The sequence below is a fragment of the Actinomadura madurae genome (assembly GCF_900115095.1).
Taxonomy (GTDB): domain Bacteria; phylum Actinomycetota; class Actinomycetes; order Streptosporangiales; family Streptosporangiaceae; genus Spirillospora; species Spirillospora madurae.
The window spans coordinates 21,260-36,125 of record NZ_FOVH01000009.1; the positions used below are offsets into that span (position 1 = coordinate 21,260).

Genomic DNA, 14,866 nt, shown 5'->3' on the forward strand with positions numbered 1-14,866 from the left:
CCGATGCGGCAGGCGCGCCGCGGCGGCGACGCTACGTGCATCGACCGCAACGAAAGGACGAGCACATGTTCGCTGGGAATCGCGCACGCCGGGCGCTGACCGTCGCGGGAGCGGCCGCCGCCGCCCTCGCCTTGTGGGCGCTGACCGGCCCGGTCGCGGGGCTCGACCCGTCCGCCGAGACCGGCGGGCAGCTCCGCACGGTCGGGGCCGCCCCGGTCATCGCCGGGAGCCTGATCGCCGGCCTGGCCGGCTGGGGACTGCTCGCGCTGCTGGAACGCACCACCGCCCGCCCGGGACGGATCTGGACCGCCCTCGCGCTGGCCGTCCTCGTCCTGTCGCTGGGCGGACCGCTCGGCAGCGCCGGCGACGGGACGTCCATGGCGGTCCTCACCGGCATGCACCTGGTCGTCGCGGCCGTCCTGATCCCCGGGCTCGGCCGGACGGCCCGGGCGGCGCGCTCCACCGAGCGTCCCGAAGCCTCATTGTCACAGCGCTGAATTTCCGGCGCAGCGGGGGACCGGTCCCGAGATCGTCATATGGGAGACTGGGCCGTTCTTCGGGCGAGAAGCGGACTGGAGCGGTCGGTGGGGGATGTGCTGCGGATCTCGCGGCCCAACGCGCGGTTCCAGCAGTGGGAGGCGCTGCTGCGGAACCGGAACAAGCGGCAGCGGGCGGGCGAGTTCCTGGTACAGGGCGTCCGGCCGATCAGCCTGGCGGTGGAGCGCGGCTGGCCGGTGCGGGCGCTGATCTACGACGCCGAGCGGCCGTTGTCGCGCTGGGCGGCCGGGATGCTGGACAAGGCCGGGGCCGAGCGGGTGGCGATGGCGCCCGCACTGCTGCGCGAGTTGAGCGGCAAGGAGCAGGAGGTCCCCGAGCTGGTGGCGGTGGTGGCGCTGCCGGACGACGACCTGGCGCGGATCGCGGTGGGGCCCTCGTTCCTGGGCGTGGTGTTCGACCGGCCGGCCGGCCCCGGCAACATCGGCACGCTGGTGCGTTCGCTCGACGCGTTCGGCGGTGCCGGACTGATCGTCACCGGGCACGCCGCCGACCCCTACGACCCCAAGGCGGTGCGCGCCTCCACCGGGTCGCTGCTGGCGTTGCCGGTGGTCCGCGTCCGCTCCCACCGCGAGGTGCTGGACTGGGTCCGGCGGGAGCGGGCCGCCGGACGGCCGCTCACCGTGGTCGGCACCGACGAGAACGGCGCCGCCGACATCGCCGAGGTCGACCTGACCGGCCCCGTGCTGCTGGTCATCGGCAACGAGACCGCCGGGCTGAGCGCCGGCTGGCGGGAGGGCTGCGACACGATGGCGCGGATCCCGATCGGCGGCGCGGCCAGCTCGCTCAACGCCGCCAGCGCCGCCACGGTCGCGCTGTACGAGACCGTCCGCCAACGCGGCGGCCGGCCCTGACCGCCATGGCCTACCGTTACGCGGTCGTCCGGGAGAACTACGAGGACCTGGCCAGCGGCGGCGTCCTGCATTCGGCGCCCGGCTTCCCCGCCTTCCCGGTGCGGCTGGCCAGCGAGATGTTCCAGCGTGCCCTGGCGATGCGCCAGGACCACGCGGCGATGGTGTGGGATCCGTGCTGCGGCAGCGGCTACATGCTGACCGTGCTGGGACTGCTGCATCCCGGCCAGATCACCGCCGTGGTGGGCACCGACATCGATCCCGCCGCGCTACGGCTGGCCGGGCAGAACCTGGCCCTGCTGGACGAAGCCGGGCTATCGGCCCGCGCCGCCGATCTGGACGCGCAGGCCGAACGCTGGGACAAACCCTCCTACGCCGCCGCGGCCCAGGCGGCCCGACGGCTCGCGCGCCGGCTGCCGTCGGGGCAGGGCCCTGCGCCACACCTGCACCAAGCCGATGTGTTCGACCCGCGGCAGCTTCGCCAGGCGCTGGACGGCCGCCGCCCCGGCCTGGTGATCACCGACGTCCCCTACGGGGAGCAGACCGGCTGGCGCGGCCCCGGCGGCGCGTCCGGGACGGCGGGCATGCTGCGGGCCCTGGGAGAGCTCCTGTCCGAGGACGCCGTGATCGCCGTCGCCGTCCGCGGCCGGAAGCTGCGGCTGGACGACGGCCCCCGCGCCGACGCCACGTTCCGGATCGGCACCCGAACCGTCGGCCTTTTCCGCGTCCGCCCCACCACGGCCCCCTGAGCGCCCGACAGACCGGAAAGCGGCAGACGGCGCCGAACACGCAGGTCATCGCCATCGATCGCATCCGATCGGGTGAGGCCGAATTCACTCACCCACAGGTCGGGACAGGGGCAGGCGCACGGTGGCGGTGAAGCCCTCGCCCGGAGCGGTGTCCACGTTCACTGTGCCGCCGTGCGCCTCGACCGCCGCTCGTACGATCGCCATGCCCAGGCCGCTGCCGTTGTGCGCGTCAACGCGCTCCCTGGAAACGGGCCCCTTGTCATCGCGCTGCTCGTTCCTGCGTGCGCGGAAGAAACGGTCGAACACGTGCGCGGCGTCGCCGGTGTCCATGCCCGGCCCGTCGTCGGCGACCTCCAGCACTGCCTGGTCGGCCTCCGGCCGCAAGGTGATCTGCACGGCGGCGTCCGGAGGGGTGTGGGCGCGCACGTTGGCCAGCAGGTTCGCGACGATCTGCGCCAGCAGACCCTCGTCGCCTTCGGTCGTGAGGTCTTGCTCGGGGACGTCCACCCGCAGCGGCCGTGCGGGCTGCACGGCGCGCAGGTCCGCTGCGGCGTCCCGCACGACGCGGTTCAGGTCCACCGGCACCGGGTGCATCTCCGGGTGCTGGTCGAGGCGGGCGAGGGCGAGCAGGTCGTCCACGAGCCGGGCCATCCGGTCGGCTTCGGCGGCCATGCGGGCCACCGCCCGGTCGTGCTCCCGGCCGTCCAGCATGCCCTTGCCCGACAGCTGCAGGTAGCCGCGGATCGCGGCGAGCGGGGTGCGGAGTTCGTGGGAGGCATCGGCGACGAACCGGCGCAGCTGCGCCCCGCTGCGCTCGCGCATCTCGAAGGCCGCCTCGATCTGGTGCAGCATCGTGTTCAGCGCCCCGCGCAGTTCCGCCACCTCGGCGCTGGCCGGGGATCGGACGGTGACGCGGCGCGCCAGGTCGCCCTCGGCGATCGCCGACGCGGTCTGCACCATGTCGCCGAGCGGGCGCAGCCTGCGCCGCGACTCCGCCTGCGACACCGCGGCCAGGACCAGCAGCAGCACACCGCCCGCGCACGCGTTCAGCAGGAGCAGGCGCCGCACGGTGCGTTCCACCGGTTCCAGCGACAGCGCGAGCAGCACGTAGGTGCCGTCGGAGAGCCGCACGGTCGTGACCCGATAGGCGGTTCCCTCGCTCCTGACGGTTCTCGGTGCGCCGTCCGCGTGGCGGGAGGGGCCGCCGAGCGCCCGGGCGAGGGCCCGCTGGCGCTCGTCCGGGGACTGGGAACGGCCGAGCGCGAGTGCCCGGCCACTACGGGAGAGCGGGATCAGGACCAGGTCGCGTTCCGTGGCGGGTGTCGCCGCCGGGGCGGCGCCGCCCGCGACGCCGAGGCCCGCGTAGCGCTGGATGGCGGCCATGTCGGCGTTCATGCCGGCGACCGCGCGCCTGGCGTCGCGCAGGCTGTCGTCGACCGCGTTCACAAGGAACCGGTCCAGCCCTTCCAAGCCCGCTACGCAGAACAGCGCGAGCCCCACCGCGAACAGCAGCACGTTGGCGGTGGTGAGTTGCGCGCGCAGGGACCGCGGACGCGCCCGCCGCCGGATCATTCCGTCGCCCGCAGCTGATAGCCGCGCCCGCGCCGCGTCACGATCAGCGGTGTCCCGAGCGGGTCCAGCTTGCGCCGCAGGTAACCGACGTAGGTCTCGACCACGGTGGTCTCGCCGGAGAAGCCGTACTTCCACACCTCGCGGAGGATCTCCTCTTTGGTGACGACCCGGCCGGCGTTGAGCATCAGGTAGCGCAGCAGCGCGTACTCGGTCGGCGTGAGGTCCACCGGAGCGCCCGCGCGCCGCACGGTGTACGTCGCCTCGTCCATCTCGACGTCGCCGTGCCGCAGCACCGCGGGTGGCGGGCTCTGCAGGCGGACGCGGCGCAGCACTGCCCGCACCCGTGCCACCACCTCGTCGATATTGAACGGCTTGGTGATGTAGTCGTCGCCGCCCAACGCGAGGCCGCCGACGATGTCGGCCGGGGCGTCCCGGGCCGTCAGGAAGACCACGGGAACGTCCTCGCGTTCGCTCCGGACGGTCCGGCACACCTGCCAGCCGTTGCCGTCCGGCAGCATCACGTCCAGCAGCAGCAGATCCGGACGGTGCTTGCGGGCCATCTCCACCGCCCGCGCCCCGGTCGCCGCGCGCAGCACCCGGAAGCCGTGGAACTCCAGGGTGATCCGCAGGATGTCGGCCAGGCTCGGCTCGTCCTCGACCACGAGCACGGTCGGTGCCTCCAACGACGGCCCCTGTTCGTCCGGTTTCTCGCTGCCGCCCTCAGTATCGGGCAGGCCGGGGCGCCGCCGGCTGCGAGCGGCTTCGGAGGACCTTGAGAATCGGTTGTGAAAGGCGCCGAGCCCATGGCCGGGGGCGCGGGCGGCGGCCGAAGCTGAGGCCTCCCAGCCCCGCACCGAACATGACAGGAGCCTCGCCGTGGTCCCTCTGGCGCGCTGGTGCTTCCGGCATCGCCTCATCGTCCTGCTGCTCTGGTCCGCCGCGCTCGGCGGCGCCGTCCTGGCCGGACGGCTGGCGGGCAGCGCCTACTCCAACGACTTCAAGCTGCCCGCCTCGGAATCGGTCCGGGCCGCCCATCTGATGCAGGCGGCCTTTCCCGCGCAATCCGGCGACACCGACGCCGTCGTCTGGCAGGTCGACGGGGCGGGCACCGTCAAGGACGCAGCCGTGCGTGACCGCATGCAGTCCGCTCTCGACAGAATCGCCGCGCTGCCGGACGTCGGCCGGGTGGTGAGCCCCTACCGCGCCGAAGGGGCGGGCCAGATCAGCTCCGACGGACGCACCGCCTACGCGCAGGTCACCTACTCCCGTCCGTCCGACGACCTTGCCGCGGACCAGGTCGAACGCGTCGTGGACACCGCCAGGTCGGCCGCGACGGTCGGACTGCGGGTCGAGGTGGGCGGGCCGGCCGCGGGCACCACCGACCAGCCGCCACCCCACCTGGCGGAGTTCGTCGGCCTCGCCGCCGCCGCGGTCGTGCTCTTCCTGGCCTTCGGGTCGTTCCTGGCCATGCTGCTGCCGCTCGTCACCGCGCTGTTCGGCGTGGGGCTCGGGCTGCTCGGGATCGGGCTGCTCAGCCACACGATGGCCATCCCGGATGCCGCCCTGCTGCTGAGCACCCTCATCGGTCTGGGGGTCGGCATCGACTACGCCCTGTTCATCGTCTCCCGGCACCGGGCCGGTCTCCATGACGGACTGCCTCCAGAGGAGGCCGCGATGGGCGCCGCGCGCACCTCCGGCCGGTCCGTGCTGCTCGCCGGAGCCATCGTCTGCGTCTCGCTGCTCGGGATGTTCGCGATGAACCTGGAGTTCCTGAACGGCGTCGCCGTGGCCACCAGCCTGACCGTCCTGCTGAGCGTCGCCGCCGCGCTGACACTGCTGCCCGCGTTGCTCGGCCTGCTGGGCACACGCGTGCTGAGCCGTCGCCGGCGTCGCCGCCTGCTCGCCGCCCCGAGCAACAGCGAAGACGCCGTGCGCAGCACCGCCGTGCGCTGGGCCGACACCGTGCAGCGCCGTCCGAAGACCTTCGCGGCCGTCGCACTGGTCCTGGTCGCCGTGCTGTCGCTGCCCACGTTCGCGCTGCGGCTCGGCATGAGCGACCAGGGCACGCTGCCGGAGTCCACCACCGCGCGCCGCGCCTACGACCTGCTGGCCGAGGCGTTCGGGCCGGGATTCAGCGGGCCGCTGCAACTGGTGGTGCGCCCCCGCGGCGGCACGGTGCCGCCGGCGGCGCTGCAGCGGCTCGTCGACGACGTCCGCGAAACACCGGGCGTGGCAAGGGCCACCACGATCCCGCTCCCCGGCCAGGCCGGCGAAGGCTCCGCGCGTTCGGCGGTCGTGCAGGTGATACCGGCGACCTCACCACAAGACGCCAGAACCGACACGTTGATCGACCGACTCCGCGCCGGCCCCGCGGCGCGTGACGGCTCCCTGGAAGTGCTGGTGGGCGGCGGCACAGCGCTCAACAAGGACCTGGCTTCGACGCTGACCTCCCGGCTGCCGCTCTTCCTGGCCGCGCTCGTCGCGCTCGGCTCGGTCCTCCTGCTGGTGGCCTTCCGCAGCCTGGCGGTGCCGCTGCTGGCCGCCGTCCTGAACGTGGCCGCGACGGGCACCGCGCTGGGCATCACGGTGGCGCTGTTCCAATGGGGCTGGGGCACCGGCGTCCTCGGCATCGGCAAGCCGGTGCCCATCACCTCGTTCCTGCCGGTGATCATGATCGCGATGCTCTTCGGCCTGGCCATGGACTACCAGGTGTTCCTCACCGGGCGGATGCGCGAGGAGTGGCTGCGGACCCGGCACGCGCGGCAGGCGGTGCACGCCGGCCTGGTCCGCGGCGGCGGCGTGATCGTCTCGGCCGCCGTCATCATGATCTCGGTGTTCGGTGCCTTCGTGCTGAGCGGCGACATGGAGGGAATGCTGGTCGGCGCCGGCCTGGCGGGCGCCGTGGCCGTGGAGGCCTTCGTCCTGCGCACCATGCTCGTCCCCGCCGTGATGACCCTCCTCGGCGACGCCGCCTGGCGCCTCCCCACACGCCCCGTCCGCCCGAAGACAGACGCCGACCCTAATAACGACCAAAGCGAAGCGAGAGGCCTCCGCACAAGCCGCCCCTCCCTAGCCGGTCGAAACCGACGCCCAAACCGGCGGTGAGGTCAGCGAACACAAGGAAACGAGCTTGCCTGAAGCACAGGCATCCCACCACCCGCTCGCACTCACGTCGGTCAGGACAGGACGCGGGATCCGGTGTGGTGGCGGGCAAGGATGCGGGTGAGGTCGGTTTGTTCTCCAGGTTGCGGAAGGAGGCTGCGTTGTACGTGTCGTCGGCTGCCCGTTGTCTGCCGTAGTGGGCGCGGGCCGCAAGGGGATTTGTGATGACGGCGAAGCCGCACTGGTGGCAGGCGTCGGCGAGGCGGTCGTCGCGGAAGCAGGGCGCCGAGACGATCCTGGATTTGACTGGGGCGCGGGGTGATGCCGAGCAGTCCGGCGGCGGCCACGCCGAGTTCCTGCTCGATGGATTCCCGTAAGCCGACCCCACCGAAGCCGGGGCACATCAAAGGACTTCACCAAACCCGGTACGGCTCAGCCGGTGGTCCAGGCGTTGTGTGCTTCTGCTTTGTTGGCGCAGGACAGGTCTTGGGCGGGGAGGATACCGGTGTCGAGGTAGCGGTTGACTTGTCCATCCACGCAGGTGTTTCCGTAGTTGCCATACACGGCGTGGATGGTGGCGTCGTTGAGGGTGAGTAGGCGTGAGCGGGTCATGAATCGGTGGAGTGCTTGACCGTGCTGGTAGATGGTGCGCGGGTCGCCGGTGGCGGCGACGATCAGCGCGGGCGTGTCGTTGTGAATATGGGTGGGCTGTTCGCGGGGCGGTTCGGGCCAGTAGGCGCAGGGGCTGATGTTGTTCACCGCAGGCCCGGAGACCGGGAAGTGCGGGCGGCTGCGCTGGATGTCATGCCAGTAGGTCTCTGGATCGCGGGAGCCGGCCACGTCGCCGCAGATGATGGAGATTTGCTGGCTGCCATAGGCCGATTCGGCCCCCGTCAGCAAGAATCGCAGGCCTTCGTCCAGTTCCGGCGTCGGCTCGGCGTGTCCCCGGGTGGCGGCCCGGTGGAGGACGCGGACGGTTTCGGCCAGAGCGGTCCGTGGAGCGGAGCGGTCGTCGGCGAGGGCATTGACGATGACCATCGGCGTTATGTGCGCGTCGACCTGATAGGCCCCGATGTGCAGCGGCTGCCGCGCGGACGCATGGATGATCTGATCGATCGTGGCCAGCACGGCGCGGCGGGTGGAGCCGAGATGGTAGGTGGCATCGCGTTCGGCGGCCCAGGCCGCCCAGGCGTGCAGGGCCCGCTCGTTGGCCGGGGCCGCGTCGGCCAGTAGCAGGGGCCCGAACTTGCGGGGGTCGATGGCGCCGTCCAACACCATGCGGTCGATGCGTTCGGGGAACATCTGCGAGAAGACCGCGCCGAGGTAGGTGCCGTAGGAGTACCCGAGGTAGGAGATCTTGCGCTCGCCGAGGATCTGCCGGATGAGGTCCATGTCGCGGGCGGTGTTACGGGTCGTGACGTGCGGGAGCACATCGCCCGCCTTCTGTGCACAGCGGTGCGCGAGGTCGCGGGCGAAGGCGGCCGAACGGTCGAAAGCCGCCCGGTCCAGGCCGGGGGAGCGCATCCAGTGGCCGGTGGGCCAGCCGCAGTCCAGCGGCGTGCTGCGGCCCACAAACCGCGGGTCCATTCCGACCAGATCGTACTTGCCTCCGGTGCTTCCCATGATGGTGCGCCAGTCCGGTGGCATGTCGATGGCGGTTCCGGCGGGTCCGCCGCTGTTGAGCAGCATCGTGCCGATCCGCCCGGCGGTATCGGTCGCCTTGAGCCGCGACATCGCCACCTTGATCGTCCGTCCGCCGGGGTCGCCGTAATCCAGCGGCACCGTGACGGTGGCGCATTGGGCTCCGGCCTGGTCGAGTTTGGTACCGGTCTGATCGCCGGGACCCTGGCGGCACCGGGTCCAGGCCAGATGCTGGTGGGAGTAGCGGGCCAGGTCGTTGGGCGCGGAAGCGGCGGCGGTTGGGAGGGCGAAGATCAGTGATAGGGGAGCGGTAGCTATCAGGCCCACCGCGCGGAGTGCGTTGATGACAGACATTGGCTTCTCCGGGAAGATCGGGTCAGCGGCTTTCGCACAGGACGGTTTGGACGGTGTCCAGGAAGTCGTTTTCGGCCTGTTGAGTGGAGGGGACCTGGGTGAGCGCGAACGCGGCGTGACGCCCGTCGATGGTCGTCGCCTCCCAGGCCCGATGACCGCCTGGCACGGTGCCTCCGTGCCCCCACCACCAGCCGCCGCACTCCAGCGGGCTGGCGATCAACCCCAGTCCGTAGCGGGCACCCGGCCACAGCCGCTCGGGGTCCGCCGCAACCGTGGTCATCATCTGCCGCAACTGCGCGGCGGGTAGCAGGCCGCCGCTGAACAGGGCGGTGAAGAAGCGGTTCATATCGAGTGGGGAGGAGATCAGCGCACCGCCCGCGTCGCCGAAGGTCATGTTCCACGCCGTGCCGTCGACGCGGACCGGCACGCCATCGTGCTCTTGGACGAAGTAGCTGTGCGAGTGGGGCCCGAGGATGCGTAGCGAGTCGCCCGGCCAGTAGGTGTCGCGCAGCCCCAGCGGCCGCACGATGCGCCGGGTGATCTCAGATCCGATCGAGTGGCCGGTGACCTTTTTTACGATCAGGCCCGCGATGACGTAGTTGGTGGTCGAGTAGTGCCACCCCCCATCGAGGGGAGGCTGCGCAAGGGCGAGTTCCACCAGCTCGCGTGGCTCGTAGTGGCGGTAGCGAATCTGTGCGACATGGTCCCAGTCCATGGCATCGACGTGGTCTGGCAGACCGCTGGTGTGCCGAAGCAGATCCCGCACGGTGATGGTCTGGGGATCGTACCCGCCGCCATGGATCAGGCCAGGGAGGTAACGCTCCACCGGCGCGTCCAGCACCACCTGCCCCTCGGCGGCCAACTGCAGGACGACCGTTGCGGTGAACGTCTTGGTGATGCTGCCAATCCGCAACCGCTCAGCAGCGCTCATCGGCCGGCCACTGGCCAGGTCGGCCACTCCCCTGGCCCTCGACCAGCGGCCACAACGCGGGTCGTCCACCTCCACCGCCACGCCCGCCAGCCCGTGTTCACCGGTGAGCACATCCAGCGCCCGCTCAGTAGGTCTGTGATCGCAGTTGCCGCGCGGCGCCGCTGCGGCCGGAGCCACCGTGGCCACCGCTCCCGCCACAAGCGCCGACAAGAGCACAAGGACCCACCTGGCCCGGACACTCAGAACCATCGTCATGCGCGACAAAGCTAGCCACAACACACCCCGCGAACACTATGGGCAACACACCACGCCGCCGGGGGCACACCCCACCCCCCGCCCACCGGCCAGCCCCACCGACTCCCAGCATCACCAACCAAAGAACCACCTTTGTCCTCAAGCCTTTTCAATCCTCAACTCGAGGTATCCCGCTGACGACCGACCAGCAACATCCACACGGTTCTCGATTGCGGCTCAGCCACCATGTTCGAGCCAGGTCGCGGGGGCAGTGACTCCAGAATCGTCGCGACCTTTGTCGTGGCGAAGGCACGGCGCCCGGAACCATCCAGGTCAGCTGCCGGTTGGTCGGTCTTGATGACGGCCAGGCGTTTGGAACAGGGCGGTCAGCGGCGGGGTTCAGAGCGTCGTCTCTGGTGGCCGGGTCAGCCAACTCGCGAATCAGCCGTCAGCCCGCGCCCGTGATGGGCGCTCAGGCCACCTAACAGCCATTATGAGAAACGGTGCTGACCCGCTCGTCGCGAATCGATCGTGGACAGTCGCCGACACTCAGTCGGTGTGGAGGATCTAGAGCCGAAGGAGTCCGAAGAATCTCGACTTCGTCTGTACGGCTCCGCCGATGACGGTGTCGGCGACACGTGAAAACTGGCTCTGGCGCACATTCCGTGAAGGCGCTGGCCCGGTGGGTCACGGTTCGGGGGTTCTGGCCGGTAGTCGGCGTCGTGATCGCGAGCATCGTCGGTGTGTCGATCAAGGAACTGGTGACTGTGCTGTTCCCTCATCTGGCCCGCGTGTGCGTGGACCGGGTGACCCGCTGTGGGACCTCGGTGCAGATCAAGGCTGGAACGACGACGCGTGAGGCCGGATGCCCGGAGGGCGGGACGGTGTCGCGGCGCAGGCACAGCCACTACGAACGGCGGCTCACCGGCACCGCGGTCGGCCGGCAGGAAGTGCTGATCCACCTGCGGGTTTACCGGTTCCGGTGTGGCAACGACGCCTGCGCCAGGCAGACCTTCGCCGAGCAGGTCCCGGGCTTGACGGTCCGCTACGGCCGTCGCAGCACCGGGGCCGGGGAAGCGTTGCGGTCGTTCGCGCTGGCGCTGGGTGGCCGGGCGGGTGCCCGCCTGGCCGAACGGCTGTTGGGGGTGGTGAGTCGCACGACGCTGACCCGACTGATCCGCGGCCTGCCCGAAGCCGCGGCGCAAACACCCCGTGTGCTGTGCGTGGACGACTTCGCACTGCGCCGTGGACGCGTCTACGGCTCGATCCTCATCGACATCACCACCGGCCGACCGGTCGAGGTCGCGCTCGACCAATGTGGCACTCCTACTTGCTGGGCGGCGGTCGTGTTTGCTCCACAGCCCACGGTGGCAGGGGTGGTGCGACCTGCTGGAAGTCCGCGAGCGAGGGGGAGCGGCTTACCCGGTTCATCTCGGTGCAGAATGTTGGTCCGGGCAAGCGGCCAACCGGCCGCAACCGCTCGATGCGCATCGTGAAATTCTCATCGAGAAACAAGGGGTGGTAATGGACGTGTTGCCCCTCCCCGATGACCAGCATGCTGGCTCCCAAGTCCACCACCGTATGCAGGGTGCATTCGAAATTGACCGGGGCCTGGAGGATGCGGGGAGCTGCAACGGTGACGCTCGGGGCGGGGGTAAGGCTGGCGACGTCGAACTCATCCACGGTGATCGGGAATTCCAGCGATGTCGTGACCAGCGACTCGAGTAAGTCGACCGTCGCGATGTTGACGACGAACTCCTTGGTTCCTGAGATACAGCGTAGCGTGTCCTTCTCTTCCAGGCCATCCGTCTTGGTCTTGTCGATCGAGATGCCAAGCATCGGAGGAAATGGCGACACAATGTTGAAGAAGCTGAATGGCGCGATGTTGCGGGCGCCGTCTGCCGCCGCGCACGACACCCAGGCGATCGGGCGCGGAATCACACTGCCGACTAGAAGTTTGTATGTGCGCTTTGGATAGATCAGAGATATGAACTGAGGGCATCCAGGTGTCCTTGTCAGTTGTGCGCTCAGTGTGGTATGGGCGTTGCCCTATCCCAAGTTACCGAGCGATGCTGTGGACGGGTTCGCTGACTCGCCGTTGTCCTCACCGAGGTAGGCGGCCACGACGTCAGGTCTGCGTAAAACATCCCTCGGAGGCCCCTCGGCGAGGTTCTCGCCGTCGCTGAACACGGTTATGCGGTCATAGATGTCTGTGACGACTCGGACATTGTGCTCGACGATCAGTACGGACATCCCGCTTTCGCGCAACTGCTTCAACCGGTGGAGCAAGATCTCGATCTCGTGGTCGTTCATGCCGGATGCCGGTTCGTCCAAGGCGAGCAGGCAAGGACGGGCCATCGGCGCCCGGGCAATGTCGATCATCTTAAGGTCGCCGCTCGCGATGGTACCGAGCTCACGATCAAGCATATCGGGCTGAGCCCGAGCGAGATCAGTGCTCAGCGGAGAATTCGTTTCGCTATGCCCATTTGATAAGCGGGGCGAGGAAACCCGATTTCACAGGTTTGATCAGCTCGAACGGCGTGGGCAGAGCCACGATGTTCGCCATCATGAGCCGCAGCTACGACGCCGCGTCCGGGAATTCCGACCGGTTCTGGCTCGGCCAGCACCGGGCTCGCGCCACTGAGGCCGGAACCCAAATCGGGTCGACGATGGGGGTGGTGAGAGCCAAGAAGACCGCTATGTGTTGATATTATCAACAAGATGGTGAGCGGCTCGGCCGGACGGCTCAGCGGGTCGGCACGTTCCAGGGCACGGTCAAGGGGGCGCCAACTTGCGCAACGTGGAGTCGAAAACCTCCTGTTCAATCGGGGGCAGGCAAGCGGGGAAGGCGTCGTTGTGCTCGTTCACCGCGGCGACGAGTCCGCTGTAGAGCGAACGCCAGAGCGTGCGTCAGGGGGGTGAGTTGAGTCGAATACCTCGGTCCCGGTGTCAGTTGCACCAGACCGCATCACGGTCAGCCAGCCCCGACGCCCGGCTCGCTGAGCCTTGTCCAGCCCAGCCAGCCGGAGGAGCCGCTTGAGCGGCGAGCAGCTCATTGGAGCGGAACCGTGCACTCGCGCGGACTGACGCCGAACCACTGCCTCTGACGCAACGCAGCGCTGGGAGACAGGGCATTGGTCATCCGGTGTAGGTGATACGGCAGCGGCGCGTCGCGGTGTCGACCATGGACGGCATCCGCACGGGAGACCGGGTCTGCGCTGGCACGCGAAGGGGTCGGACGGGCGTTCGTGGTCCACTGTAAGGCGATGCCACGTGAAGTTGGCTGTGGGCTAAGTGTTGACAGCACAACATCCGATAGTGAGACTGAGTCATCCGAAACCACCACCGACGTCACACGGCACGCCAAGGGCGCGCCGACCACCCTTGCTAGGAGCGCACGAGATGTCCATGGAGCCGTCCGCGGACCCACGGCCACCCTTGATGATCGACGGTGAGTGGCGAACGGGGACGTCGAGCTTGGACATGGTCGCCCCGAGGAAGATCACATCCCGCACCGATGATCATCAGAAACGGTGGACACCCTCGCGCGGGTCGGTCTGTGAATCCGTATGAAATCAGGGAGGCAGTTGTGGGTTGTCGAGCGGGTAAGGGCACCAGGGTCGTGGCCATCGGTCTGATCGCGGCCGCGGCAGCGGGCTGCAGCATCGGCAATTCCTCGGGCGGCGACGGCACACTGACCCCTTCGTGTCCACCGGAAGTCCGTTCCAGGACTACCAGAAGAAGGCATGGCAAGAGCCGTTTACCAGTGAGACGGGCGTCAAGGTCCGCAACGACGGGCCGGTGAACGAGGCGAAAATGCGGGCGATGGTCGAGGCCGGCAAGGTCACCTGGGATCTTGTCGACACGAGCGCCGCGGCCACCGAGCAGTACTGCGGCAAGTACCTGGAGAAGCTTGACTTCTCCATCATCGACAAGAAAATCTTCCCGCCGGGCACCGTCAGCGAGTGCGGTGTCCCCGCGTACTTCTACAGCCTCATGTTCATGTACGACACCCAGAAGTACGCCAACGACCCGCCCACCACCATCGCCGATTTCTTCGACATCAAGAAGTACCCAGGTAAGCGGATCGTGCCGCCCGAGATCGCGGTCGGCCTGCTGGAGGCCGCGCTGCTGGCCGACGGTGTCCCCCCGGATAAGCTCTATCCGCTGGATCTGGACCGGGCGTTCAAGAAGCTGGGGCCGATCAAGAAGGTGACCATCTTCGCCCAGACCTACGGCCAGATGCAGCAGATGCTCGTCGATCGCCAGGTCGACATGGGTCTGGTGTTGACCGCTCGGGCCTACCAGGCGCTCAAGGCTGGGGCCCCGTTCCGGCCCGTTTGGGACAAGACGATCGTGAACTGGGACGACCTGGTCATCCCGAAGGGCGCCCCGAACAAGGCGAACGCCATGAAACTCATCGCCTTCGCCGCCCGGGACAAGCCGTCGGCCGAATTCGCGCGGATGGCGTCGGTGCAGCCGGTCAACGAGCAGATCAAGCCGAGCTTCGACAGCATCCAGCAACAGATCGACGCGTTTTCTTCCGATCACCGAAACAGCGTGGTCCGCAGCGACGCCGCGTGGTGGGGCAAGAACTTCGACGAAGTTAGCAGGCGTTACACGGCATGGCTCACCGGGTGATCCTGCGATGTCGACTTTCACGAAGTCCACGTCCCCGGTGACCATCACCGCGGTCCCCGCCTCCTCCCGCCCGCACCGGGCGAGGCGGGGCATGCCCGGCTGGTTCATCCTGCCGTCCGCCGCGTTGCCGCTGTTGTTCTTCCTCTGCCCGATCGGCATGGTCGTGTGGCGCGCCGCTGCCGGCCATGCCCGGTGAGTCGGTCACGCTCAGCTGAAACCCCGACCAACAGGCGGTC

General features: G+C 69.2%; 13 protein-coding genes. 7 read left to right on the forward strand and 6 right to left on the reverse strand.

Translation table 11 applies throughout. The features are described 5' to 3' along the window. The first annotated feature begins 65 nt into the window (after nt 1-65). The 3 genes from BM339_RS24090 (at nt 66) to BM339_RS24100 (ending at nt 2,155) form a co-directional block, all read left to right on the forward strand. Nucleotides 66-497, forward strand: a complete 432-nt coding sequence (locus BM339_RS24090) for a DUF6069 family protein (RefSeq protein WP_075022294.1) — start codon at nt 66-68, stop codon at nt 495-497. 87 nt (nt 498-584) lie between these two features. Continuing rightward, complete coding sequence (locus BM339_RS24095; RefSeq protein WP_244938646.1) at nt 585-1,409, forward strand: TrmH family RNA methyltransferase; 825 nt, start codon at nt 585-587, stop codon at nt 1,407-1,409. 5 nt (nt 1,410-1,414) lie between these two features. Next, on the forward strand, nt 1,415-2,155 hold the full coding sequence (locus BM339_RS24100; RefSeq protein ID WP_075022296.1) for an rRNA methyltransferase: 741 nt from the start codon (nt 1,415-1,417) through the stop codon (nt 2,153-2,155). A gap of 84 nt (nt 2,156-2,239) precedes the next feature. Here BM339_RS24100 and BM339_RS24105 read toward each other — a convergent pair whose 3' ends face one another. Further along, nucleotides 2,240-3,727: a sensor histidine kinase gene (locus BM339_RS24105; RefSeq protein WP_075022297.1), complete on the reverse strand. Its 1,488-nt coding sequence runs from the start codon at nt 3,725-3,727 to the stop codon at nt 2,240-2,242. After that, on the reverse strand, nt 3,724-4,410 hold the full coding sequence (locus tag BM339_RS24110) for a response regulator transcription factor (protein WP_256255433.1): 687 nt from the start codon (nt 4,408-4,410) through the stop codon (nt 3,724-3,726). The genes BM339_RS24105 and BM339_RS24110 overlap by 4 nt, the downstream gene beginning before the upstream one ends. A 193-nt stretch (nt 4,411-4,603) precedes the next feature. Between BM339_RS24110 and BM339_RS24115 the strand changes: the two genes are divergently transcribed. After that, nucleotides 4,604-6,832 (forward strand): MMPL family transporter, encoded by a 2,229-nt coding sequence (locus tag BM339_RS24115; RefSeq protein ID WP_075022298.1) that lies wholly within the window; start codon nt 4,604-4,606, stop codon nt 6,830-6,832. A gap of 221 nt (nt 6,833-7,053) precedes the next feature. Further along, nucleotides 7,054-7,206: a hypothetical protein gene (locus tag BM339_RS50025; protein WP_177287771.1), complete on the forward strand. Its 153-nt coding sequence runs from the start codon at nt 7,054-7,056 to the stop codon at nt 7,204-7,206. 55 nt (nt 7,207-7,261) lie between these two features. Here BM339_RS50025 and BM339_RS24120 read toward each other — a convergent pair whose 3' ends face one another. The 4 genes from BM339_RS24120 to BM339_RS24135 form a co-directional block, all read right to left on the reverse strand. Next, complete coding sequence (locus BM339_RS24120; protein WP_075022299.1) at nt 7,262-8,824, reverse strand: alpha/beta fold hydrolase; 1,563 nt, start codon at nt 8,822-8,824, stop codon at nt 7,262-7,264. Between the two features lie 22 nt (nt 8,825-8,846). Beyond that, nucleotides 8,847-10,010, reverse strand: a complete 1,164-nt coding sequence (locus BM339_RS24125) for a serine hydrolase domain-containing protein (RefSeq protein WP_075022476.1) — start codon at nt 10,008-10,010, stop codon at nt 8,847-8,849. A gap of 1,305 nt (nt 10,011-11,315) precedes the next feature. Further along, nucleotides 11,316-11,930: a flavin reductase family protein gene (locus BM339_RS24130; RefSeq protein WP_075022300.1), complete on the reverse strand. Its 615-nt coding sequence runs from the start codon at nt 11,928-11,930 to the stop codon at nt 11,316-11,318. 108 nt (nt 11,931-12,038) lie between these two features. Continuing rightward, on the reverse strand, nt 12,039-12,416 hold the full coding sequence (locus BM339_RS24135) for an ABC transporter ATP-binding protein C-terminal domain-containing protein (RefSeq protein ID WP_075022301.1): 378 nt from the start codon (nt 12,414-12,416) through the stop codon (nt 12,039-12,041). A 1,278-nt stretch (nt 12,417-13,694) separates the two neighbouring features. On the opposite strand from BM339_RS24135, the gene BM339_RS24145 reads away from it, so the two are divergent. After that, complete coding sequence (locus tag BM339_RS24145; protein WP_177287772.1) at nt 13,695-14,630, forward strand: ABC transporter substrate-binding protein; 936 nt, start codon at nt 13,695-13,697, stop codon at nt 14,628-14,630. Between the two features lie 7 nt (nt 14,631-14,637). After that, complete coding sequence (locus BM339_RS24150) at nt 14,638-14,826, forward strand: hypothetical protein (RefSeq protein ID WP_021592303.1); 189 nt, start codon at nt 14,638-14,640, stop codon at nt 14,824-14,826. Nucleotides 14,827-14,866: the final 40 nt, after the last annotated feature.